Consider the following 22,613-nt stretch of genomic DNA (forward strand, 5'->3'; position numbering starts at 1 on the left):
GTTCATCAATCAACCATCAACGGAACACCAACCCCCGACCCTCTATTCCTCACCACTGGCATGGGGACCGAGGGAGCTACGACCTGCGGCTTTGCCGCGACTCGTGCCGGGCCTCAGCGGTTCGAGGAGGAGGACGTGAGCCGGGCGAGGCCCTCGCCGTGCAGGGCGTCGAGGCCGGCGGTGCGTCCGGTGGCGAGCATGAGCAGGGCGAGGGCCGGCCCGGCGACCTCCGGTCCGTCGCCCACCGTCCAGTCGGTGTCGGTGGCCCGGAGGGTGAGGCCGGCCAGGCGCCGCCGAGCGTGGAACGGCCAGCCCATCTCCCAAACCCGCTGCAGTCCTTCGCGGCTGTGGCCGGCGGCGACAGGGAACCGCCGACCGAGCGGCAGGGCGATGTCCTGGCTGTGGACGATCGCGTCGAACAGGGCGTTGCGGGTGTCGAGCGCCTTCGCCGTACGCCGGGTGTCGGCGTGGTTGCGGATGGCGGCGATCAGATCCGCGGGTTCGCGGGAGCCGTGCCGGCGGGCCAGGAGGGTGTTGATGCGGTGGGGGTCGAACCGTGCGCGCGGTGCCGCCGCGATCATGTCCCACGTCGTGATGGTGGGGACCAGCGCGAGGTGTCCTGCCACGTCGCGCACACGCCACCCCCGGCACAGCGACTCCTGCTCCCACTCGGCCGGGGCGAGTTCTTCCAGCAGGTCGGCGATCTGCAGACGGGTCGCGCGCACGGCCGACCAGTAGGGATCCGAGTCGCCCATGACAGCCTCCAAAAGGTCCGAGCCTCGGACCATAGTAGTACGAGACTCGGACCTTCTGCAATGATGGCGGCATGACCGAAGACGCCGACGAGCTCAATCTCGGGCTGCTGATGTTCATCCCGTACCGCTTCATGGAGTCAGCCGTGATGGCCGCCCTGAAGTCCGCGGGGCACGACATCTCACTCAGCCAGGCACGGGTCTTCCAGCGGATCGCCCCGCAGGGCTCGCGGCTGGCCGAGCTGGCCGAGGCGTCACAGGTCAGCAAGCAGACGATCGGCTCGATCGTCGACCAGCTCGAACGCGCCGGCTACGTCCGTCGCGAACCCGATCCGCGCGATGCACGGGCCCGGCTGGTGACCATCACCGCCCGCGGCCACGAACTCGTCGAACTGAGCCTGCCCGTCGTCCGCGACATCCAACGGCAATGGACGGCCCACCTGGGCCCCGAGCGCACCCGCCAGCTGAAACAGGCCCTGGAATCGCTGCGGGAGATCACCGACCCCCACCGCTGAGGCCCGCCTCAGGTGAGGCGGTCGACCATGGCCGCCAGCGTACCGATCGGCAGGGCCAGGCCCACGGTGAGGAACTTGCCGAAGGAGCCGTACGAGTCGGTGGCCTGCTGCCAGAAGGCGTCCAGGTAGGCGGCCTCGACACGCTGCACCGGGATCAGCAGGTCGGGGTCGGTCATGTAGCCGTGGGCCTTGAGGTAGGCGCGAGTGCCGGCGTCGGCGGTGGCTCGCAGGTCGTTGGACAGCAGATAGTCGGCCATCACGGTGGTGCTGGACACGCCGCAGCAGCGCAGGATGACGGCCATGGCGACGCCGGTGCGGTCCTTGCCCGCGGTGCAGTGCGCGAGCACCGGGCCCGGCGCCGTGGCGCAGACCGTGAACGCCCGGGCGAGCGCGGCACGGTTGCTGCTGCTGGTGACGTATCCCCGGTACATGTCGGTCATCAGCCGAGCGGCACGGCCGTTGCCCAGCAGCGCCTCCTGCCTGGCGTAGTCGCGGGTGGAGATGGACTGCCTGACGTCCGCGTACCAGCTGCCCTCGCCGACCGGGCAGTGGTGTGAGACCGGCCCCGGAGGGAGCCTGTCCGGGCCGTCCTGACTGCGCTCCAAGCTGGTGCGCAGGTCGATGACGGCGGCCAGGCCGAGACCGGCGAGAGCGTCGACTCCGGACTGCTGGAGGGCGTGGAGACCGTCGGTGCGGTAGACGGACCCGTAGCGGGTGCTTCCGGCGGGGCTGTAATAGCCGCCGATGTCACGGGCGTTCACCAGGCCGGGAATGTCGAGCAGACGGGAGCCGCTGGTGACAGCGGAAGCGTGGCCGGTGAGAAGAGGAGCGGTGAACACGGCGGCAGAGGCCGTGAGGAGTCCGCGTCGGCTGAGCATCGGGGCCTCCCAGCGAGAGTGGGCGGGCGGGCTGCGGCACGCGAACCGTAGGGCGCCACGCGCGAGATGAGAAGCCGCATGCCGGTGCCGGTTCGCAGCGGCAGGGATGCCGACGCCACAGCGACGCCGGGCAGGCATCCGACACCCACGACAAGACGGCCCGCGGCGTCCCTGAGGCACATCGCGCCGAGCAACGGCTCCGCTCGAAGGCGCCTGCCCAGCCGGGGCGCGCACTGCGCCCAGGGCTACAGCTTCGTCCTCACGGACTACCAGAACCACGAGGACGGCAGAGACGTCACTCACATCGACCGTCCTGTGCGTCGACACCGACTTGAGGCCGACGAACACCGCCCCCATGGTGCGCGCACGCACTCCCGCCCCCCGAACTATGGTGTCCCACCACATACGCCTCTGACCTGCCCGTTCCTACGGTGTGGCGACACGCAAACGTCCCCGTCGAACGTCAGGAAGTGGTACCGATGTCGTCCCCCGCGACCGCTCCCCCCACCCCGAACAACCTCAAGCGCATCGTCGCCGCCAGCCTCATCGGCACGACCATCGAGTGGTACGACTTCTTTCTGTACGGGTCCGCCGCGGCGCTGGTGTTCAACTCCCTGTTCTTCCCGGACTCCGATCCGCTGGTCGGCACGTTGCTGTCGTTCCTGACGTACGCCGTGGGGTTCGCGGCGCGGCCGCTCGGGGCGCTGGTGTTCGGGCACTACGGCGACCGGCTGGGCCGCAAGAAGCTGCTGGTGCTGAGCCTGCTGCTGATGGGCGGGGCGACGTTCGCGATCGGGCTGCTGCCGACGCACGCCACGATCGGCACCGCCGCCCCGGTGCTGCTGACGGTGCTGCGTCTGGTCCAGGGTTTCGCGCTGGGCGGTGAGTGGGGCGGCGCGGTGCTGCTGGTGTCGGAGCACGGGGACGCCGAGCGGCGCGGGTTCTGGGCGTCCTGGCCGCAGACGGGCGCGCCGGCGGGGCAGTTGCTGGCCACGGGTGTGCTGTCGCTGCTGACCGCGACCCTCTCCGACAGCGCCTTCGAGAACTGGGGGTGGCGGATCCCGTTCCTGCTCTCCGGGGTGCTGGTGATCGTCGGTCTGTGGATTCGTCTCTCCGTCGACGAGTCGCCGGTGTTCAAGCAGGCCATGGCTCAGGCCGAGGCCCGCAGGGCCGAGCGCGGCGCGGTGGCCGAGAAGCTGCCGCTGGTCGCCGTGCTGCGCCACCACTGGCGCGATGTGCTGATCGCGATGGGCGCCCGGATGGCGGAGAACATCAGCTACTACGTGATCACCGCGTTCATCCTCGTCTACGCCACCACCTCCGCCGACGTCTCCAAGCAGACCGCGCTCAACGCGGTGCTGATCGCCTCCGCGGTGCACTTCGCGGTGATCCCGCTGTGGGGCGCCCTGTCGGACCGGATCGGCCGCCGCCCCGTCTATCTGCTCGGGGCCGCCGGGGTCGGCCTGTGGATGTTCCCGTTCTTCGCGCTGGTCGACCGGGGCGAGTTCGGCGCCCTGATCCTCGCGGTGACGGTCGGTCTGGTGCTGCACGGCGCGATGTACGCCCCGCAGGCCGCGTTCTTCTCCGAGATGTTCGCGACCCGGATGCGCTACTCGGGCGCGTCGATCGGCGCCCAGTTCGCCTCCGTCGCGGCCGGCGCGCCCGCCCCGCTGATCGCCACCGCCCTGCTGGACAGCACCGGCACCTCCACCTGGATCGCCCTGTACGTCATCGCGGCGGCGGTGCTGACGCTGATCGCGGTCGGGGTGGCGAAGGAGACCCGCCACCGGGACCTGTCCGACGTCGAGCCCGGCGAGGACGGCGAGCCGTCCGCCGCGGACCGTACGGCGGACGCGCACACCGTCTGATCAGCGCTCCTCGGACCCCCGTGCGCCCGCGCGTACGGGGGTCAGTGCTGTGCGGGCGACGCCAGCCGGTGCAGACGCAGGGCGAGTTGTATCTCCAGGGCACGGGCCGGGCTCTGCCAGTCGTCGCCGAGCAGCCGGCCCACCCGCTCCAGCCGCTGGGCGACCGTGTTGACGTGGACGTGCAGGTCGTCCTTGGTGCGTGCGGGGCTCATCCCGCAGGCGAAGTATGCCTCCAGGGTGTGCACCAGATCGGTGCCGCGGCGTTCGTCGTAGGCGACGACCTGTCCGATGGTGCGGTCGACGAAGCCCGCGATGTCCCGGTCGCCGGCGAGCAGCAGGCCCAGGAAGCCGAAGTCCTCGGCGGCGGCGCCGTCGCCGGCGCGGCCCAGCAGGCGCAGCGCCTCAAGACAGCGTCTGCCCTCCGCGTAGCCGGCGGCGACGGCGTCCGGGTGGGCGGCGAGGTGTTCGACGGGCGCGGAGGCGCCGACGGTCACCGCCTCGTGGACCGCGGTGCCGAGCTGGCGTGCGGTGCGGCGGGCCAGGTCGGTGGCCGTGTCGCCGGGGGCGAGCGGCAGCAGCAGCACGGTGCCGCCGTCGCGGGCGGCGGCCAGGCCCTGCCGGGTGGCGGCGAGGTGGGAGGCCGCGGACCACAGGCGTCTGCGGGCGGCCGCCTCCTGTTCGGCGTCGGCCGCGGGGCCGTCCAGGCGGGCGGCGAGCACCACATGGACGGCGTCCAGGTCGGCGCCCAGCCGGGTGGCGCGTTCGCGCAGCAGGCGTGGGTCGCGGTCGCGGGCGTCGAGCAGGTCGTCCAGCAGTTCGCCGCGCACCCGCTGTTCGGCCTCGGCGGCGGAGCGGCGGGCGAGCAGCAGCAGGGAGGTCACCATCGCGGCGCGCTCCAGGGTGCGCTGGTCGACGGGGTCGAGTCCGGGGTGGCCGCGCAGCACGAGCGCGCCGAGCAGTTCGCCGCCGGCGGCGACCGCGGCGATCCAGTCGTCCTCGTGCCGGACGGCGTGGCCCTCGGCGCGGGATGCCTCCAGGGCGGGCGCGGGCGCGGCGCCCGCCTCGGTGAACTCGACGGTGCCCTCCAGGACTTCGGAGACGGCGGCGGCCACGTCGTGCACCCCGCCGCCGCGCAGCACCAGTTCGGCGAGCCGGTCGTGGACGTCGGAGGCGCGTTCGATGACGGCGCTGCGGTCCCGGATGATCTCGTTGGCGCGCTCCAGGCCGGCGAGGGCGGAGCGGGTCTCGGTGAGCAGGTTGGCGGTGTCGATGGCGGCCGCGGCGAGGGCGGCGAAGGAGCCGAGCAGCGCGATCTGCTCGCGTTCGAAGACACGGGCCCGCCGGTCGGCGGCGAACAGCACGCCGATCACGGTGTGCCCGAGCATCAGGGGCACCCCGAGGATGGCCACAAGCCCCTCGTCGCGCACGCCCGCGTCGATGGCGGTGGTGTGCTGGAAGCGGTCGTCCTTGAAGTAGTCGTCGGTGACGTAGGGCCGCGCGGTCTGGGCGACGAGTCCGCCGAGCCCCTCCCCCATGCCGAGGCGCAGCTGCTGGAAGCGGGCGGCGACCGAGCCCTCGGTGACCCGCATGTACGTGTCACCGCGCGCCGGGTCGTTGAGGCTCAGGTAGGCGACGTCGGTGCCGAGCAGGGAACGGGCGCGCTGCACGATCGCCTGGAGGACGGCGTCCAGGTCCCTGAGGCCGGCCAGGTCGTGCGCGGTCTCGAACAGCGCCGACAGCTCGGCCTCCCGGCGGCGGCGCCCTTCCAGCTCGGAACGCACCCGCAGGGCGAGCAGCTTGGCCCGGTCGAGCGCGGCCACGTGCTCGGCGGGCTGCCCCTGGGCGCGAGCGAGGAGCACCGGCTGCTCGTAGGCGTCGGCGGAGGCGCCTCGGGCGAGCAGCTCCAGGAACGGCGCGTCGGCACTGCCGGGTGCCGTCGGGGCCGCGGCGCCGGCGGCCGGGGCCGTGGCGACGAAGGCCGGGGCCGCGGCGCCGGGGGCCGTCGGGGCCGTACCGCCGGAGGCGCGTTCGGCGGACTGCACGTGATCGCGGGACATGCTCACAGGATTCCCCATGACCCGGGCGCCCCGGCAGCCCTGTGGAAAACTCGGGGCGCCCCGGTCGCGGACGTGGTCAGTGCGCGGTCCAGCCGCCGTCGAGGACGAACGAGGTACCGGTGACGAAGGAGGCCCCGGGCCCGCACAGATAGGCGACCGCCTCGGCGACCTCCTCCGGTTCGATCAGGCGTTTGACGGCGCTGTCCTGGAGCAGCACCTCGGTGAGGACCCGTTCCTCGGGGATCCCGTGCGCCCGCGCCTGGTCGGCGAGCTGCTTCTCGACCAGCGGGGTGCGTACGTAGGCGGGGTTGACGCAGTTGGAGGTGACCCCGTGGGAGGCGCCCTCCAGGGCGGCGGTCTTCGACAGCCCTTCCAGGCCGTGCTTGGCGGCCACATAGGCGGACTTGTAGGCGGAGGCGCGCAGTCCGTGGACGGAGGAGATGTTGACGATGCGGCCCCAGCCCTGCCCGTACATGTGGGGCAGGGCGCCGCGGATGAGCCGGAAGGGCGCTTCCAGCATCACGGTGAGCACCGTGTGGAAGACGTCCGGCGGGAACTCCTCCAGGGGCCGGACGAGTTGCAGCCCCGCGTTGTTGACCAGGACGTCGGTGCCGGCGGCGGCCAGCTCGGCGGCGTCGAGGTCGGTGAGGTCCAGCAACTGGGGTTCGACGGTGCCGGGCAGACCCGCGGCACTCTCGGCGAGCGCCTGGAGCCCGGCGTCGTCGCGGTCGACCGCTCTGACCTTCGCCCCGGCGGCCGCGAGGCGCAGGACGCAGGCGCGGCCGATTCCGCCGGCGGCACCGGTGACGAGGGCGGTACGGCCGCCGAGGTCGAGGGCGGGCGTGTCAGGGCCGGGGAAGCCCGGAAGGGGGAAGGGCGGGGTCATGGATCGACCCTAGGCAGCGCCCACCCTCCGCCCCATGTGGTCGGACACCACAGTTCACTGGGGAGTCATAGGTTCGAACCATGCCGGTTCATCGGACAGCGCCTGCTTGATCCGGAACTGCTGCGTCTCGCGCATCCGGGGCAGCGCGTCCACCTCGAACCAGCCGACGGCCAGCGACTCGTCGTCACCCACCACGGCCTCTCCGCCCACCGCCCGGCAGCGCACGGTGACATCCATGAACTGGCACATGTCCCCATTGGGATACGTCACGACCTCGCCGGAGCGCACGGCCACGATCCGCTCGACGACGCACCGCACCCCCGTCTCCTCGTACACCTCGCGCACCGCGCACTCCGCGGGCTGCTCGCCGGGGTCCGGGATGCCGGAGATGACACACCACTGGTGGTTGTCGGCGCGCTGCCCGAGCAGCACCCTGCCCTCGTCGTCGAAGACCACGGCACTGACTCCGGGGAGCCACAGCAACTGGTGGCCCGCGGAGGCCCGGAGCGTACGGATGAAGTCAGGAGTCGGCATGCCCGAACCCTAGCCGAGACGATCTTGACGCCCCCAGGGGTTCGCCGGACGTTCCGCGTGACCCGGGGACACGGACACCGGACACCGGACGCCGGTGCCGCCGTGATTCCTAGGCCAGGCGCTGAGCTCCCGCGGTACGCCGTGCGCGCACTGCCCCCGAGAGCGCCCAGCCGAGTCCGCCGGCCGCGACCAGCACGAGGGCGATCTCCGGCAGGATGCCGAACCGGGTGGCGGGCGTCTCGGAGGAGCGCAACGGCACCTCCTGGACCAGGGAACCGGCCACGAACATGCCAGTGCGCTGGGTGATGGTGCCGTCCGGCAGGATGATCGCGCTGACCCCGCTGGTCACCGGCACGGTCACGGTCCGGCTGTGCTCGACGGCGCGGATGCGGGACATGGCCAGCTGCTGGTACGTCATCTCGCTGCGGCCGAAGGTGGCGTTGTTGCTGGGCACGGAGATCAGCTGGGCGCCGTCCGTGACGGTGTCGCGCACGGCCCAGTCGAAGGCGGCCTCGTAGCAGGTCGCCAGGCCGATCCGCGCGCCGCCGACGGTGAACACGCCGGGCTCGTCGCCGCGGCTGAAGTCCTGGCGGACCATGGCGGTCCAGCTGTCGTTGATCGCCCCGACCAGTCCCCGCAGCGGCAGATACTCGCCGAAGGGCTGGATCTGCCGCTTGTCGTACGTGTCGACGGGGCCCTTCACCGGGTCCCAGAGGATCTGCTCGTTGAGGAGCCTGCCGTCGCGCTCGACGACACCACCCACGGAGATGGGCGCGCCGATCGCCTTGGCGGCCCCGTCGATGACCGCGCGGGCGTCGTCGTTGGCGAACGGGTCGATGTCGGAGGAGTTCTCCGGCCACAGCACCACATCGGGCCGGGCCACGCGGCCCGCGTCGATCGCGGCGGCCAGTCGACGCGTCTCGCGCGCGTGGTAGTCGAGCACGGCCCGGCGCTGGGCGTTGAAGTCCAGTCCGGCCCGCGGCACGTTGCCCTGCACGACGGCGACCGTGAGGGTGCCGTCCTCCGCCTGGTCGCTGACCAGGGTCCGGGCGGCCAGGGCCCCGGCGACCGGCACGGTCACGCTCAGCAGCGCCACGGCCGCCGCGCCCCTGCGCCACGCGCGCGTGCGGCGCGCCTCGACGACCTGGCGTACGACCTCGTACAGGCCGAAGCCGCACAGGACGACCGCGAAGCCGAGGACGGGGGTGCCGCCCAGGGCGGCCAGCGGCAGGAAGACGCCGTCCGCCTGGCCGAAGGCGACCTTGCCCCAGGGGAAGCCGTTGAACGGGGCACGCGCGCGTGCCGCCTCGCCCGCCGTCCACACCGCGGCGGCCCACAGCGGCCAGCCCGGCAGCCGGGACACGGCGGCGATGCCCGCACCGACCAGCGCGACGAAGACCGCCTCGATCACCACCAGGGCCAGCCACGGCCCGGGGCCGACCTCCACACCCGTCCACACCAGCAGCGGCAGCAGGAAACCCAGGCCGAAGAGGTAGCCGAGGCCCAGGGCCGCCTTCCAGCCGCGGCCCCGCAGGACCCAGCCGAGGACGGCGAAGGCCGGCAGGGCGAGCCACCAGGTGGTGCGCGGCGGGAAGCTGACGTAGAGCAGCACTCCGGAGAGCGCCGCGGCGGCGGCCGGTATCAGGCGCTCCAGCCGCGCGCGGCGTGAAGCGGGCGCGATCTGCGGCGCGGCCTGGTCCGACTCGCCCACGGAGGTTGCGGTGACGGTCACTCCCGGAGTGTACGGCGGGCGGCGCGAAGGCCGACAGCGCGGCCCGCACGGCCGACGCCCGCCCGGCACGGCCTCCGCCTGCGCCCATGACCGCGCTCGCCTCACCGCCCCGCGCACTGCACCGCGTTCTCGTCTCACCGCCCCGCGCTGCCACAACGTTTCTGCGCCTGTCGTACCTTGTCATCCACTTTCCGGCTCTCAGCCGTTACGGTGTGCCCGAGCCGTGCGTCCGTGAGCGGGGGCCGTGGGGGTGCGGGCGGCGGGGAGACCGGGTTTCTGGGGGACTGGTGGGGGCGACGGGGATCACGTCCGCGGCCGGGGCGGGGGCCGACGGCGACAGACGGCGGCTGTCCGACGGCGCCGGTGTCGTGGTGCTGGGTGCGTGCGCGGTGTGGGCGCTCGTCTCCGGCAGTGTGCACGGCGGCCGTCCCGAGGGCGCCCTGCTCGCGGTGCTGGCCGTGGCCGCGGGATACGCCGCAGGACGCATCTGCGGGGCACTGCTGCCGGTCGCCGCGCCGTGTGCGGCCGCGCTGGCGGGGCTGGGCCTGGCGCTCGCGGCACCGTATCTCGCGCCCGGCCCCCAGCCGGGGGTGCCGCTCGGACACGCCGGAGCCACCACGGCCCTGTTCGTCCTGTGCGCGGGCGCCGCCTGCTGCGCCGCCTGGGCCACCCCCGTACCGCTCCTGCGCCTCGCCCTGCGCCTGCTGGGCGTGGGCATCACCCTGACCGCCCTGCTGATCGCCGACAGTCCGGCCGGAGCCGCGCTGTGCGTGACGGTGCTGCTGTGCTCGCTCGCCGCGGGCGCGATGCAGAGCCGGGGGCTGGGCATCACCGGGCTTCTACTGGCCGCCGCGCTGACGGCGGGGACCATCTGGGCCGTCGCCGAGAGCGCCCTGCCGGACGGCCTCGCCATGACCCTGGAGGGCCGGCTCACCCCCCAGCGCGTCGAGCTGTGGCGCGACGCCGTGCGCATGGCCGGGGAGGAACCCCTGCTGGGCGTGGGCCCCGGGCGCTTCGGCGAGCTCAGCGCCACGGCCGCCGCCGTGCCCTACCCCGACGGCAAGCCGCACTCCGCGCCGCTGCAACAGCTGGCCGAGCAGGGGGTGGTCGGCGTCGTGCTGCTGGCCGCCGTCTACGGCTGGGTCCTGCACGCCCTGTGGCGCAGCGCCCGCTCCACACCGGTCGTGCTCACCGCGGGAGCCGCCCTCACCGCCGTCGCGGGCGTCGCCGCGGTCGGCAACGCGCTCAGCTTCTCCACGGTGACGGTCGGCGCCGGCCTCCTCTCGGGCCTGGCCACGGCCCGCCCGCTGACCGAGCACCCGAGCGGGGGCGACGACCGGCTCCCCGCCGAGCGTCCGTACCCGGACACTCACCGCCCGCTGAAGGAGCCGCCTCGCGGGGACTGGTGACGGAACGGCCTCGCGGGGGCGAAGCGGTGCCGACCTCCGGGATCACGGGACCGAGACCCCGCTTCTTCCGGACGAGGGTCTTTCATCGCGGCTCTTCCGCCGGAGCAGCGCTCGAGTCCGCCCCCTCCCAGGCCGCCGCCGTACCGACGCGTTCAGTGCGCGGCGGTCCCCGGTCGGCCCGCCCGCAGGCGGTCCCGGATGACACGGACGGCCGCCTCGGCGTTGTCCACGGTCACCGTGAAGGTGTGGCCGTCCCACAGCCGCAGCACCACGGCCTCGCCCCGGCGTACGACGACCGCGGTGCCCTTCTCGGGCCGCCACCGGTAACCCCAGCCGCCCCAGTGACGGGGGGTGACCAGCGGGGCGAAATCGGCCCCGGCCACATGGGACAGGGGGATACGGCGACGCGGCAGGCCCATGTGGCCGCAGCGCACCTCCAGGGACTCCTGGTCGACCTTCAGGGCGACATGCACGAAGGCGAGGGTGCCGAAGAGAACCAGCAGACCGCCCGCGATACAGCCGACGACGGCCATGACCAGGGGAGCGGTGCCGAAGGTCCAGGGGGAGTTCACGGCCAGCTCGACCCCGAGGGCGACACAGGCGGCGCCGATCGGCGCGAGCAGCCACTGATACCGGTTGGTGGCCCGCCCGGTCCAGACATCGGGATGCGGCGACTCGTCGCCGTGGGGGTGCTCCCTCATGCTTCGAGGTTACTCACGTTTCGCTGCGCCGGTACCGCGTCGCGGAGCGTGACTGCGCCGGACGGGCGTGCGCCGGTGCTGGTGGGGCCGGTGAGGCAGGAGAGGGCGCACGCGGGTCCGAACCCGACCGTGGTCGCGCCCGCGACGACGACCGCAACCACGACCGCGACGGTGACCGCGCGATCAGTTCACTTCCGCCGCGGCGCCGGCCGCCGGAAGCAGCCGCCCCTCCTCGTAGGCGAGAGCGGCTATCGGCAGCGCGCCCTCGCGGCCGCTGAGCAGCACGGTGAGGGTGCCGACGGCGGGGGCGTCGGGCGCGGGCCCCTCGCCGATGCGGCGCAGTGCCTGCGCGGCCACCGCTCCGGCCGAGCCGTGCAGGACGAGCGGCGGCATACCGGGGCGCTGTACGGCGGCGCGGATGCGCTCGGCGACGAGTTCGTAATGGGTGCAGCCCAGGACGACGGTCGTTACATCGGCCGGGGTCAGGGCGGCGGCGGCCGCGACGGCGGTGTCGATGGCCGTCTCGTCCGCCTGCTCCACGGCCTCGGCGAGCCCCCAGCACGGGACCTCGGTGACCTGGACGCCGTCGGCGTGGTCGCGGATGAGGCCGCGCTGGTAGGCGCTGCCGGTGGTGGCGGGGGTGGCCCAGATCGCCACGGGGCCGCCGCCGGCCGCGGCCGGCTTGATCGCCGGGACGGTGCCGATGACGGGGACGCCGGGTTCGAGGCGGGCGCGCAGGGACGGCAGGGCGTGCACGCTGGCGGTGTTGCAGCCGACGATCAGCGCGTCGGGCCGTCGGGCAACGGCCGCCTCGGCGACGGCCAGGGCACGCTGGGTGAGGTCCTGGGGGGTGCGCGGGCCCCAGGGCATGCCGTCGGGGTCCAGCGAGAGCACGAGATCGGCGTCGGGCCGCAGGCGCCGTACCGCGGCGGTGGCCGCCAGCAGGCCGATTCCGGAGTCCATGAGCGCGATCTTCACCCGGCCACGATAGACGATGTGCTCCGCCGGGCCGCGCCCGTGGGGCAGACTGCGCAGGTGAGCGCCTTCGTGTGGATCTCCGCCGGATCACTCGCCGCCTGGCTGTGGCTGCTGCTCTGCCAGGGCTTCTTCTGGCGCACGGACGTACGGCTCCCCCCGCGCCGCAACCCCGGCGACTGGCCGCCCGTGTGCGTCGTCGTCCCGGCCCGCGACGAGGCCGCCGTGCTGCCCGCGAGCCTGCCGTCGCTGCTGGGGCAGGACTATCCGGGGCGCGCGGAGGTCTTCCTCGTCGACGACGGCAGCACCGACGGCACCGGGGAGGTGGCCCGTGAGCTCGCACGGCGGCACGGTGGGCTGCCCCTGACGATCGGTACGCCGGGCGAGCCGCCCGCGGGCTGGACGGGCAAGCTGTGGGCGGTGCGCCACGGCATGGCGCTGGCACGCGCGCGTGACCCCGAGTATCTGCTGCTGACGGACGCCGACATCGCGCACGCGCCGGACAGCCTGCGCTCGCTGGTGGCGGCCGCGCGCACCGGAGGCTTCGACGCCGTGTCGCAGATGGCCCGGCTGCGGGTGGCGAGCGCCTGGGAGCGGCTGGTCGTGCCGGCGTTCGTCTACTTCTTCGCCCAGCTCTATCCGTTCCGCCGGATCGGCCGCAGGGGCGCGCGGACGGCGGCCGCGGCGGGCGGCTGTGTGCTGCTGCGGGCCGCGGCCGCCGAGCGGGCGCGCATCCCGGACGCGATCCGGCAGGCGGTGATCGACGACGTGGCGCTCGCGCGCGCGGTGAAGGGCGGCGGCGGGCACATCTGGCTGGGCCTCGCGGAGCGGGTGGACAGCGTACGGCCGTATCCCCGCCTGGCGGACCTGTGGCGGATGGTCTCGCGCAGCGCCTACGCCCAGCTGCGGCACAACCCGCTGCTGCTGGTCGGGACCGTCGCCGGGCTGGCGCTGGTGTACCTGGTGCCCCCGGCGGCCCTCGTCGCGGGCCTGGCCGCCGGGAGTACGGCGACCGCGGCGCTGGGCGCGTCGGCGTGGCTGGTGATGACGGGGACGTATGTGCCGATGCTCCGGTACTACGGGCAGCCGCTGTGGCTCGCTCCCCTGCTGCCGTTCACCGCGTTCCTCTATCTGCTGATGACGGTCGACTCGGCGGTGCAGCACTACCGGGGGCGCGGCGCGGCCTGGAAGGGCCGCACGTACGCGCGTCCGGACGCGATCCCCGACGAGGGCTGAGCCGGCGGTTCACTCACGGCCTTCACTCACCGCCTTCACTCACGGCCTTCACTCACCGCCTTCACTTACGGCCGGGCGTCCAGTTCATCCCCCAGCCGTAGGCGTGGTCGACCGTCCGCTGGGGGCTCACCCCGCGCTCGGGCACCAGATAACGGGCCTCGCGCTGGACGACGAGGTCGTTGCCGGTGTTGGTGATCAGGGCGAGTGCGCACACCGTGGACGGGACCGTGCACTCGTCGAGCGAGAAGTCGATCGGGGCGCCGTGCTGCGGGGTGAGGGTGACCGTGGCGTGCAGGTCGGCGAAGGAGCGGGCACCCTCGTAGACGGTGACGAAGACCAGGATGCGCCGGAAGTACTGCTGGTGGTCGAGGTTGATGGTGAGGTTCTCGCCGCTCGCCACGGCGCCGGTGCGGTCGTCGCCGTCGAGGTGGATGAACGGCGGCTGGTGCAGCGAGCCGAAGGCGTTGCCGAGGGCCTGGACGACGCCCTTGCTGCCGTCGGTGAGCTCGAAGAGGGCGCACAGGTCGAGGTCGAGGTCGGAGTGCATCGCGACCGCGCGGCCGAGCTTGCTGCCCCAGCCGGAGAACTGCTTGCGCACCTCCCAGTTGAGGTTCACCCGCATCATGCCCGAGGTGCCGCCCTGCTTGGTCAGGGAGACGCTGGGGGCGGCCTTGGTGAGCGTGACCTTGGACAGGCTCACCGGCGCGGCGGACGGGGCGGGTGGCGCGGCCGGGGGCGGCGGCACGGACGCACCGAAGGTCGCCGAACCCGACGGGGCGGGCGGCACGGCGGCGGGCCTCGGCGGCGCGGCGGCAGGCATCACCGGCGCGGCGGGCGGCGCCGCGCCGGGCATCGGCGGCGCCGCGTGCTGCGGCTCGTCCACCGTGATGCCGAAGTCCGTGGCCAGACCCTCCAGACCGCTGTCGTAGCCCTGCCCCACGGCACGGAACTTCCAGGCGCCCTGCCGGCGGTAGAACTCCCCCAGCACGAAGGCGGTTTCGACGCTCGCGTCCGCGCTGTCGAACCGTGCCGCCACCGTGCCCCGGTCCGCGTCACGCACCTCGATGTACAGCCCCGGCACCCGGCCGAACGTTCCGCCGTCGCAGGAGGCGGCGAGCACCACGGTCTCCACCGAGGGCTCCACGCGCGCGAGGTCGACGAGGAGCGTGTCGGTCACCTGACCGCCGGCGGTCCGCTTGCCCTCGTGGCGTACGGCGCCGGAGGTGTGCGCCGGCTGGTTGTAGAAGACGAAGTCCGCGTCGGACCGCACCCTTCCGCCGGCCAGCAGCAGAGCGGAGGCGTCCGCGTCGGGGACGCCCGGTCCCGAGCGCCAGCCGAGTTCGACGCGCAGGGCCGTCGTCGGCACGGGAACGTTCGATCCCTTCGGCATTGACATGTCCGCCCCCCTCACGGGTCACGCCGGGTCCTGCTCCCGGCCCCTTCATCGGCCTGTGCGGGCCCCAACCTATGCGCACGGCAGCGCGACGCCCAGCAGGGGTGTGAAAAGCCCTTCCGGGGCACCGGGGCAGGGGCCGTCCAACCGTCGGTAACCCCTTGGGAACTGAGGCTTTACACGATCCGGGCGAGGCGCGCCGCCCCTTTTTCTCCGAATTCGCTCGCATTGGGGATCCCAGGCCACCCTGGACACGGAAAACAACCCTCTTATCGGTCTCCCCAACCAGCACATCGTGGGCTTAACTTATGTGCCATGACCTCCCCCCGCTCCACCTATGGCGGCGGCTACTACTCCGCCTCCTTCCCGGACACCCCGATCTACGACTCGCTCGTCGCCGAGCGCGGTACCCCGCAGATCGCCCCGATCCGGGTCCCGGCCGCGTACGACACGCCCGGTAGCAGCCTGCCCGCGCTGCCCTCGGCGCTGCCCGCCCTCCCGGCAGCCCCGTCCCAGCCCTCCTACGGCTACCCGCAGCCGCAGCAGCCCGCCCCGCTGCATCAGGCGGCGCCCGCCGCCTACATCCCGCAGCAGGCCGCCGCCCCGCGCGGCTATCCCGGGCCGCAGGTGCCCCGGCCCCCGATGTCGGGTGCCGCGGGCTACGAGTCGATGCGTCCCGCGGCTCCGCGTCCGGCCGCCCCGGCGCCGTACCAGGATCCGTACAACCAGCAGCAGTACCGCGGCTATTGAGCCGTTCTCCAGGGGCCGTCGGCGCCGGGTGGCACGATGGCCTCATGGGGAACGCGAAGCTGCAGTCGATACACGTCCATCCGGTCAAGGCACTACGGGGTGAGGCGCCCCGAGAGGCCGTCGTGGAGCCCTGGGGGCTGGCCGGAGACCGACGCTGGGTGCTGATCGACGACGGGGGAAAGGTCGTCACGCAACGCCAGCAGCCCCGCCTCGCGCAGGCCGCCGCCGGGCTCGTGCCCGGCGGCGTCGTGCTGTCCGGACCCGGTCTGGAGCCGCTGACGGTCGCCGTGCCGGACCCGGCGGACCCGGCCGGCGCGGTCACCCTCGACATCTTCGGCGACAAGGTCGAGGGTGTCCTCGCCGACCCGAGCGCGCACGCATGGGCCAGTACGTATCTCGGGCTGCCCGTGCGCCTGGTGCACATGGACGACCCGGCCACGCGCCGCCCGGTGGATCCCGCGTACGCGCTGCCCGGCGAGACCGTCTCCTTCGCCGACGGCTATCCGCTGCTGCTCACCACGGTGTCCTCGCTCGACGCCCTCAACTCCCTCGTCGCCCAGGGCCGGCACGCGGCCGAGGGCCCCCTGCCCATGAACCGTTTCCGGCCGAACGTGGTGGTCTCCGGCACCGCCCCGTGGGCCGAGGACGACTGGTCGCGCGTCGCCATCGGCGATGTCGTCTTCCGCGTCGCCAGGACGTGCGGCCGCTGCGTGGTGACCACCACCGACCAGGACACCGGCGTCCGGGGCAAGGAGCCCCTGCACACCCTCGGCCGGCATCGGCGCTTCGGCGGCTCCCTGGTGTTCGGCCAGAACCTGGTGCCGCTGTCCGGCGGCACGATCCGGACCGGCGACCCGGTGCGTGTCCTGGAGTGACCGATCGGGGGACGCTCGCGGGAACCTCCGCCCGGCGGGTGCGCGTTGACCTTTTCGAGATGTTCGTGAGAGGTCCCGGTCCGGCGTGGTGTCGCCCTGCCCGAGGGTGACGCCGCTCCCGCCGCCGGGCCAGGGGGTCACGGCTCCGCGAGGAGCCGTCACGGAACGGGGAAGGGGGCGAAGGGGTGCGGGCCATCTGCGGTCTCTGGCGCTGGCGGCACAATCCGCTGCGCCGTGCGACGGATCTGGCCGAGGCATGGGTGTGCCTGGCCGCCCTGCTGCTGATGCTCGTCGCCGCGCCCGCGGTCGGGACACTGGTGGGCTCCGCCGCCGAGAGCTCCCTGCAGCGGTCCGTGCGCGAGCAGCACCGCCAGCGCCATCTGGTGACGGCCCGTGTGGTGCACGAGCTGAGACGTGCCACGCCGGCCACGGACCCGGAGTCCCTGCGGGACACCAGATCTCTGGTCCTCGCCTCCTGGACCGCCCCGGACGGCACCGACCGGCGGGGCGCGGTGACCGCCCGGCTGCGCGACCCGGAGCCCGGCGACCGCTTCTCCCTGTGGACCGACCGCCATGGCGGCCTGGCGGCCAGACCGCTCGACCCGGCGACCGCCACCACCCACGCCGTGCTCGCCGGCATCGGAGCGGGCCTGCTGGCCGCCGCCCTGCTGGAGGCGGTCCGCCGGCTGGTCATCTGGCGCATGGTCCGCCGCCGGTACGCGCGTTGGGACCAGGCGTGGGACCGGGCGGGCCCGGACTGGGGCCGGACCGGGACCGGCAGCTGACGCCCCTTCGACCGCCTTGCGGCTCCGGTCAACCCACCGCCTTCCCGCACGCTACGGTGGACCGGCCGAACCCCTTTCGGCATCAACCCGCGCGAGCGAGCCATCAGTACGACGAGGTGGGGGCACAGCAACGCCATGGCACAGGGCACGGTCCAGGTGACGCACACCGGCACGTCGCGGTGGCGGCGCCGCACAGGTGAGTACGCATCGCTCGCCGCCGCCCTGGAGGCCGCGGCCGACGGTGACGTGCTCACCATCGCCCCCGGCACCTACCGGGAGAACCTCGTCGTCCAGCGGGCGGTGACGCTGCGCGGGCCGGAGGGCTCGCCCGGTTCGGTGCGGATCGCGCCGTCGGAAGGGGTGCCGCTGACCGTGCGCGCCTCCGCGGTCGTCCAGGACCTGCACATCGAGGGCCAGGACGCGGCGGCGCCCGCGCTGCTGGTGGAGGACGGCACTCCGGAGATCTCCGACCTGCGGATCGTGACGCGGTCCGCGGCCGGGATCGAGGTACGCGGCGCGGCGCGGCCCACTGTGCGGCGGTGCACCGTCGACAACCCGGCCGGCATCGGTGTCGCCGTGGTCGACGGCGGGGGCGGGGTGTTCGAGGAGTGCGAGGTGCTGGCGGCCGGGCAGGCCGGTGTCGCGGTCCGCGGGGGCGGCCGCCCCCGGCTGGAGCGCTGCCGGGTGCACCACGCCGCCGGGACCGGGCTGACGGCGACCGGCGAGCACTCCTCGCTGGAGGCGGTCGGCTGCGAGATCTACGAGGTGCGGGGCAGCGGGGTGCAGGTCACCTCCCACGCCACCGGTCATCTCGTCAACTGCGATGTGCACCGCACCACCGCCGACGGCGTCACCCTGGACACCGACGCGGTGCTCACCCTGGCCGACTGCCGGATCCACGACATCCCGGAGAACGCGGTCGATCTGCGCTCGCGTTCGGTGCTGACCCTGACCCGCACCAGCGTGCGGCAGTTCGGGCGCAACGGCCTGTCCGTGTGGGACCCGGGCACCCGGGTCGACGCCCACCAGTGCGAGATCTTCGACAGCACCGGCGACTACCCGGCGGTCTGGGTGAGCGACGGCGCGACCGCCGTGCTGGACTCCTGCCGGGTGCACGACGTACCGGACGCCCTGTTCGTCCTGGACCGCGGCTCACGGGCCGATGTCGTGGACACCGACCTGTCGCAGGTGCGCAACACGGCCGTGTCGGTGAGCGACGGGGCGACGGCGCAGCTCGACGACTGCCGGATCAAGGACGCGGCGACGGGCGCCTGGTTCCGCGACCACGGCAGCGGCGGCACCCTGAGCAACTGCACCGTCGACGGCACCCAGACCGGGGTCATCGTCACCAAGGGCGCCGACCCGACCGTCGAGCGCTGCACGGTCGTCTCCCCCGCCGAGGCCGGGTTCTATGTGTCGGCCGGCGGTCGCGGCAGCTTCCTGGGCTGCCGGGTGACCGGCAGCGGCGGCTACGGCTTCCATGTGATCGACGGCTGCCGTGCGACGCTGCGCAAGTGCCGCACGGAGCGGTGTGCGCGCGGCGGTTACGAGTTCGCGGACGGCGGGCCGGACACCGGCTCGGGTTCCGGACCCGTCGTCGAGGACTGCACCAGCGACGAGAGCGCGAGCGTCCGGCAGCCCGTCCCGGCCGAGCCGGCCGCCCCGCCCGCGCCGACGGTTCCGCAGCCGGCCGGGCTGCTCGGCGCGGTGCCCGAGCAGCGGCCCACGCCCGCCCAGCCCGCCGAGCCCGCAGAGACACCCGCGGCCACGCGCACCTTCAAGGCGGTCCTCGGTGAACTGGACGCGCTGGTCGGCCTGGAGAGCGTCAAGCGGGAGGTCCGTGCCCTCACCGACATGATCGAGGTGGGCCGGCGCCGCCGGCAGGCGGGCCTGAAGGCGGCCTCCGTCAAGCGGCATCTGGTCTTCACCGGCTCGCCCGGCACCGGCAAGACGACCGTGGCCCGGCTCTACGGCGAGATCCTCGCCTCCCTCGGGGTGCTGGAGAAGGGGCATCTGGTGGAGGTGTCACGGGTCGACCTGGTCGGCGAGCACATCGGGTCGACGGCGATCCGCACCCAGGAGGCGTTCGAACGGGCGCGGGGCGGGGTGCTGTTCATCGACGAGGCGTACGCGCTGTCGCCGGAGGACGCGGGCCGGGACTTCGGCAAGGAGGCCATCGACACGCTGGTGAAGCTGATGGAGGACCAGCGCGACGCGGTCGTGGTGATCGTCGCGGGCTACACGGCGGAGATGGAGCGGTTCCTGTCCGTCAATCCGGGGGTGGCCTCGCGGTTCTCACGGACCATCACCTTCGGCGACTACAGCCCCGAGGAACTGCTGCGGATCGTGGAGCAGCAGGCGGAGGAGCACGAGTACCGGCTGGCTCCGGGCACGGCGGAGGCGTTGCTGACGTACTTCACCGAGCTGCCGAAGGGGCCGACGTTCGGTAACGGCCGCACCGCGCGGCAGACGTTCGAGGCGATGGTGGAGCGCCACGCGGGACGGGTGGCGCAGGTGGCGGAGCCGAGCACGGACGATCTGACGCTGCTGTTCGCGGAGGACCTGCCTCAGCCGTCCTGATCCCGCTCCGGAGCGGGCGTGGGGCGCGGGGCCGGCACGGCGTCCGGCCGCAGCCGGGCCAGCAGGCGGCGGCGTTCCTCGGCGAAGGCCGGGTCGGCCTGGTAGTCGGAGTGACCGAGGATGGGCGCGGGCAGCGGGTGGCGGTCGGTGCGGCCGTGGGCGAGGGGGTCCGTCAGGGCCGGGCGGTCGACCACGGGGCCGCAGGCGCCGGGCAGCCCGATGGGGCCGCCGATGGGGTCGGTGGGCCGGTGCAGATTGCGCCAGCAGTCCAGTTCCCGGTGGAGCGCGCCGAGCGCGGCGGGCCCGAAGTGGGCGGGGAACCAGCGGCCGTAGAGCCGCTCCAGCGGGGAGCCGTAGGTCAGCAGCGCGACGCGGCCGCGGTCGGCGGGGCTGAGCTGCCAGACGGCGGCTGCCGCCAGGACGCTGCCCTGGGAGTGCCCGGAGATCACCAGCCGCCCGCCCGTCGCCCGGGTCCAGCTCGTCATGCGCCAGGTCAGATCGGGCACCGCGCGCTCGGCGTAGCAGGGCGGGGCGAAGGGGTGGGCGGCGCGCGGCCAGAACGTGCCGACGTCCCAGAGGATGCCGATGGTGCGCCGGGCGGAGGCGTCCTTGTAGGCGCGCCGCCCCCAGGTGACGAACAGTATGAAGCCGAGGCCGATCAGCCAGGAGCCCAGCGCCTGCGCGGTCTCGGCGGCCCCCTGGACGAAGGGATGGGCGCGCTCGGCGGCCCCGCCCGGTGTGCGGTCGCTGATCCACGCCCCGGCGAGGGCTCCGGCGCCCAGCAGCAGCGTCGTGACGGCGGTGACGCCGACGACGACCGGCGCGCGGTCGGTGAGCGCGGCCAGCGCGCGGACCCGGGCGATCCGGCGGGTGCGGGCCGGTTCCCGGTTCTCGTCCGGGTAGGCGCGGTCGACGGCGGCGCGCTCCGCGCGGGCGAGTCGCACCGTGCGGCGGGCCAGTACGGCGACGACGACGAGGAGGACGATCAGCAGCGGCGGGATGACGGATGCCTGCCACGTCAGCAGCACCGGCGGACCGGGCAGCGCCGCGCCGGTCCCGTCCAGCCAGTCCGCGACCCGCTGCGCCACACCGCCCGCCATCACCCCGCCCAGCGCACAGGCCAGCAGAGTGACGGCCGGTCCGGCGAGCCCCCGCAGCGCGACAGGGCCCGCCGCGCCGGTACGACGGTGAGGTGCGCGCCCGTCGCGCTGCGGGGCGCGTCCGTCGCGCTGGGCGGGGTCATGGCGGGCGGTGTGCCGGCAGTGGTCGTCGGCCGTCTCTTCCAGCTCCGGCACCGCCCGGTGCAGGGCGTGCGCGACGAGCGCGAGGGCGATCACCACAAGGCCCTGGGCCAGGACGACGGCGCCGAAGGCCGCGTCACCGGGGAGGCGTCCCGCCGAACGCCAGCCGGGGCGCTCCCAGCCGGCGTACACCAGGGCGAGGATGAGGACGGCGAGGGCGCCGAGCGGCAGCAGCCGCACCAGCCGGGCGTCGAGCTCGCGGTCCAGGCGGCGCTCGCTGCGGCCCCGCCGGCACACCACCCACACCACGCCGAGCGCCCCGGCGATCAGGGCCGCGGTGAGCAGGCGGCCCAGCAGATCGAGGGCGGCCGGACCACCGGGCTCCCGGTCGTACTCGGCGGCGGCGACGGTGACGGCGGCCGCGACGGTCAGCAGCCCGGCCGCGGTGTGCGCGGCCCGCAGCCGAGCCACGAGCCGACGCCCGTACCAGAACCCGGGCCGCCCGAGCGCGGTACCCCCGTCGCCCTCACCGGCCCGTCCGGCCCCCGCACCCCCGTCGGCCTGACGAGGCTCACCGGCCGCCCCTCCCGCGGCGCCCGCCCCGCGCTCCCCCTCCCCCGCCAGCGGCCGCTGGGACTCGTAGGCGTTCCAAGTGCGGTGGGACAGGTACCAGAGCAGGCCGGTGAGGGCGGCCGGCACCAGTGCGGCCAGGGCGAGGCGGCGGCCGGGGCGGCTCCACCAGCCGCCGTCGGAGACGGTGGGCGAGAGGAAGCCCAGCCAGCTGTGCCGCTCGGCGCAGGTGGGGGTGCCGGCGCACTGCCAGGCGCCGAGGTCCAGGGCGACCTCGCAGGCGCCCGCGACCAGCAGCACGGTCAGCGACAGGCCGGCGAGCCGCACGAGGAGCCCGTACAGCCGCAGGGTGCGGGCCCGGTCGTGGGCGCCGGGGCGCATCCAGTGGGCCAGGTTGACCACCATGAACGGCAGCAGCAACAGCCACAGGGCGCGGGTGCCGTTGCCTGAGGTGAGGTTGCACCAGACGTATGCCTCGGGGACCGGTCGCCGGCCCGTGGGGTCGCCGGCGCGTCCGGGCTCGGTGTCGGCGGCGCGGCGGAAGACGGCCGCGGTGTCGTCGCCGGTGATCCGCACGGTGCGCGGATCGTCGAGCATCTTCTCCGGCGTGGTGCCGCCGACGCCGTGGACGAGGAGTTCCAGTGCGGAGTCCTCGGTCCCCCGCGCGGCGTCGGCCGGGGCGTGTTCCTGCGCGCGTTCCACTGTGTCTCGTTCCCCCGTGACACTGCGTCGGCCACCGCTCGCACGGTGGCCCGTGTGGTCGTCTCGTGCGGACATCAGGATCTCGTCCCGGCGCCACGCGTACACGCGTCGTCACCGAATCTCCCCGATCCGTGCCTCGAACGTGAGCCGTATGTGACATGCGCGCGGCACGAC

Annotated in this window: 18 protein-coding genes; 8 read left to right on the forward strand and 10 right to left on the reverse strand. The window is 74.0% G+C overall.

The window, feature by feature from the left end; all coding sequences use genetic code 11:
* Positions 1 to 113 precede the first annotated feature (113 nt).
* Entirely contained in the window at positions 114 to 755 is a 642-nt protein-coding gene (locus ACSU6M_RS03770; RefSeq protein WP_437067010.1) for a maleylpyruvate isomerase family mycothiol-dependent enzyme, read from the reverse strand.
* A 71-nt stretch (positions 756 to 826) separates the two neighbouring features.
* Here ACSU6M_RS03770 and ACSU6M_RS03775 point away from each other — a divergent pair, with 71 nt between their 5' ends.
* Positions 827 to 1,267 carry a MarR family winged helix-turn-helix transcriptional regulator gene (locus ACSU6M_RS03775; protein WP_437067011.1) on the forward strand — a complete coding sequence of 147 codons (441 nt, stop codon included), beginning with the start codon at positions 827 to 829 and terminating at the stop codon, positions 1,265 to 1,267.
* An 8-nt stretch (positions 1,268 to 1,275) separates the two neighbouring features.
* On the opposite strand, the gene ACSU6M_RS03780 is transcribed toward ACSU6M_RS03775, so the two are convergent.
* Positions 1,276 to 2,145 carry a tyrosine-protein phosphatase gene (locus tag ACSU6M_RS03780; protein WP_437067013.1) on the reverse strand — a complete coding sequence of 290 codons (870 nt, stop codon included), beginning with the start codon at positions 2,143 to 2,145 and terminating at the stop codon, positions 1,276 to 1,278.
* A 479-nt stretch (positions 2,146 to 2,624) separates the two neighbouring features.
* On the opposite strand from ACSU6M_RS03780, the gene ACSU6M_RS03785 reads away from it, so the two are divergent.
* Positions 2,625 to 4,013: an MFS transporter gene (locus ACSU6M_RS03785; RefSeq protein ID WP_437067014.1), complete on the forward strand. Its 1,389-nt coding sequence runs from the start codon at positions 2,625 to 2,627 to the stop codon at positions 4,011 to 4,013.
* 41 nt (positions 4,014 to 4,054) lie between these two features.
* On the opposite strand, the gene ACSU6M_RS03790 is transcribed toward ACSU6M_RS03785, so the two are convergent.
* From ACSU6M_RS03790 to lnt, 4 genes are all read right to left on the reverse strand, one after another.
* Entirely contained in the window at positions 4,055 to 6,070 is a 2,016-nt protein-coding gene (locus tag ACSU6M_RS03790) for a helix-turn-helix domain-containing protein (RefSeq protein ID WP_437067015.1), read from the reverse strand.
* A 76-nt stretch (positions 6,071 to 6,146) separates the two neighbouring features.
* Positions 6,147 to 6,956, reverse strand: coding sequence for a 3-hydroxybutyrate dehydrogenase (locus ACSU6M_RS03795; RefSeq protein ID WP_437067017.1), 810 nt, complete (start codon positions 6,954 to 6,956; stop codon positions 6,147 to 6,149).
* Between the two features lie 54 nt (positions 6,957 to 7,010).
* Entirely contained in the window at positions 7,011 to 7,490 is a 480-nt protein-coding gene (locus ACSU6M_RS03800; RefSeq protein ID WP_437067019.1) for an NUDIX hydrolase, read from the reverse strand.
* A gap of 109 nt (positions 7,491 to 7,599) precedes the next feature.
* Positions 7,600 to 9,222 carry an apolipoprotein N-acyltransferase gene (gene lnt / locus ACSU6M_RS03805; RefSeq protein WP_437067021.1) on the reverse strand — a complete coding sequence of 541 codons (1,623 nt, stop codon included), beginning with the start codon at positions 9,220 to 9,222 and terminating at the stop codon, positions 7,600 to 7,602.
* Positions 9,223 to 9,509: 287 nt separating this feature from the next.
* On the opposite strand from lnt, the gene ACSU6M_RS03810 reads away from it, so the two are divergent.
* The gene (locus ACSU6M_RS03810; protein ID WP_437067023.1) at positions 9,510 to 10,631 is read left to right on the forward strand and encodes an O-antigen ligase family protein; all 1,122 of its coding nucleotides are present in this window, start codon (positions 9,510 to 9,512) and stop codon (positions 10,629 to 10,631) included.
* 152 nt (positions 10,632 to 10,783) lie between these two features.
* Here ACSU6M_RS03810 and ACSU6M_RS03815 read toward each other — a convergent pair whose 3' ends face one another.
* Both ACSU6M_RS03815 and ACSU6M_RS03820 read right to left on the reverse strand, forming a co-directional pair.
* A complete protein-coding gene (locus ACSU6M_RS03815) occupies positions 10,784 to 11,332 on the reverse strand; it encodes a hypothetical protein (RefSeq protein WP_437067025.1) in 549 nt (182 codons plus the stop codon).
* Between the two features lie 183 nt (positions 11,333 to 11,515).
* The gene (locus ACSU6M_RS03820) at positions 11,516 to 12,310 is read right to left on the reverse strand and encodes a glutamate racemase (protein WP_437067026.1); all 795 of its coding nucleotides are present in this window, start codon (positions 12,308 to 12,310) and stop codon (positions 11,516 to 11,518) included.
* 39 nt (positions 12,311 to 12,349) lie between these two features.
* Here ACSU6M_RS03820 and ACSU6M_RS03825 point away from each other — a divergent pair, with 39 nt between their 5' ends.
* Positions 12,350 to 13,543 (forward strand): glycosyltransferase, encoded by a 1,194-nt coding sequence (locus ACSU6M_RS03825; protein WP_437067027.1) that lies wholly within the window; start codon positions 12,350 to 12,352, stop codon positions 13,541 to 13,543.
* A gap of 61 nt (positions 13,544 to 13,604) precedes the next feature.
* Here the strand turns inward: ACSU6M_RS03825 and ACSU6M_RS03830 are convergent, their stop codons facing one another.
* Positions 13,605 to 14,933 (reverse strand): TerD family protein, encoded by a 1,329-nt coding sequence (locus ACSU6M_RS03830; RefSeq protein ID WP_437075001.1) that lies wholly within the window; start codon positions 14,931 to 14,933, stop codon positions 13,605 to 13,607.
* A 318-nt stretch (positions 14,934 to 15,251) separates the two neighbouring features.
* On the opposite strand from ACSU6M_RS03830, the gene ACSU6M_RS03835 reads away from it, so the two are divergent.
* From ACSU6M_RS03835 to ACSU6M_RS03850, 4 genes are all read left to right on the forward strand, one after another.
* Positions 15,252 to 15,686 carry a DUF6643 family protein gene (locus tag ACSU6M_RS03835; protein WP_437067029.1) on the forward strand — a complete coding sequence of 145 codons (435 nt, stop codon included), beginning with the start codon at positions 15,252 to 15,254 and terminating at the stop codon, positions 15,684 to 15,686.
* 44 nt (positions 15,687 to 15,730) lie between these two features.
* A complete protein-coding gene (locus ACSU6M_RS03840) occupies positions 15,731 to 16,561 on the forward strand; it encodes an MOSC domain-containing protein (protein ID WP_437067031.1) in 831 nt (276 codons plus the stop codon).
* A 185-nt stretch (positions 16,562 to 16,746) separates the two neighbouring features.
* Positions 16,747 to 17,346 carry an Rv1733c family protein gene (locus tag ACSU6M_RS03845; protein ID WP_437067033.1) on the forward strand — a complete coding sequence of 200 codons (600 nt, stop codon included), beginning with the start codon at positions 16,747 to 16,749 and terminating at the stop codon, positions 17,344 to 17,346.
* Positions 17,347 to 17,481: 135 nt separating this feature from the next.
* Positions 17,482 to 19,926 (forward strand): right-handed parallel beta-helix repeat-containing protein, encoded by a 2,445-nt coding sequence (locus tag ACSU6M_RS03850; protein WP_437067034.1) that lies wholly within the window; start codon positions 17,482 to 17,484, stop codon positions 19,924 to 19,926.
* Here ACSU6M_RS03850 and ACSU6M_RS03855 read toward each other — a convergent pair.
* Complete coding sequence (locus ACSU6M_RS03855; RefSeq protein WP_437067035.1) at positions 19,914 to 22,439, reverse strand: hypothetical protein; 2,526 nt, start codon at positions 22,437 to 22,439, stop codon at positions 19,914 to 19,916. The two genes, ACSU6M_RS03850 and ACSU6M_RS03855, sit on opposite strands and share 13 nt — an antisense overlap.
* Between the last annotated feature and the right edge of the window lie 174 nt (positions 22,440 to 22,613).

It is taken from the genome of Streptomyces sp. enrichment culture, from assembly GCF_964272895.1.
Classification (GTDB): Bacteria; Actinomycetota; Actinomycetes; order Streptomycetales; family Streptomycetaceae; genus Streptomyces.

What these genes read in the sequence shown, in the direction of transcription:
- ACSU6M_RS03770 (WP_437067010.1), bottom strand. Translation starts at nt 755, where the DNA reads ATGGGCGACTCGGATCCCTACTGGTCGGCCGTGCGCGCGACCCGTCTG.
- ACSU6M_RS03775 (WP_437067011.1), top strand. Translation starts at nt 827, where the DNA reads ATGACCGAAGACGCCGACGAGCTCAATCTCGGGCTGCTGATGTTCATC.
- ACSU6M_RS03780 (WP_437067013.1), bottom strand. Translation starts at nt 2,145, where the DNA reads ATGCTCAGCCGACGCGGACTCCTCACGGCCTCTGCCGCCGTGTTCACC.
- ACSU6M_RS03785 (WP_437067014.1), top strand. Translation starts at nt 2,625, where the DNA reads ATGTCGTCCCCCGCGACCGCTCCCCCCACCCCGAACAACCTCAAGCGC.
- ACSU6M_RS03790 (WP_437067015.1), bottom strand. Translation starts at nt 6,070, where the DNA reads ATGTCCCGCGATCACGTGCAGTCCGCCGAACGCGCCTCCGGCGGTACG.
- ACSU6M_RS03795 (WP_437067017.1), bottom strand. Translation starts at nt 6,956, where the DNA reads ATGACCCCGCCCTTCCCCCTTCCGGGCTTCCCCGGCCCTGACACGCCC.
- ACSU6M_RS03800 (WP_437067019.1), bottom strand. Translation starts at nt 7,490, where the DNA reads ATGCCGACTCCTGACTTCATCCGTACGCTCCGGGCCTCCGCGGGCCAC.
- ACSU6M_RS03815 (WP_437067025.1), bottom strand. Translation starts at nt 11,332, where the DNA reads ATGAGGGAGCACCCCCACGGCGACGAGTCGCCGCATCCCGATGTCTGG.
- ACSU6M_RS03830 (WP_437075001.1), bottom strand. Translation starts at nt 14,933, where the DNA reads ATGCCGAAGGGATCGAACGTTCCCGTGCCGACGACGGCCCTGCGCGTC.
- ACSU6M_RS03835 (WP_437067029.1), top strand. Translation starts at nt 15,252, where the DNA reads ATGACCTCCCCCCGCTCCACCTATGGCGGCGGCTACTACTCCGCCTCC.
- ACSU6M_RS03840 (WP_437067031.1), top strand. Translation starts at nt 15,731, where the DNA reads ATGGGGAACGCGAAGCTGCAGTCGATACACGTCCATCCGGTCAAGGCA.
- ACSU6M_RS03850 (WP_437067034.1), top strand. Translation starts at nt 17,482, where the DNA reads ATGGCACAGGGCACGGTCCAGGTGACGCACACCGGCACGTCGCGGTGG.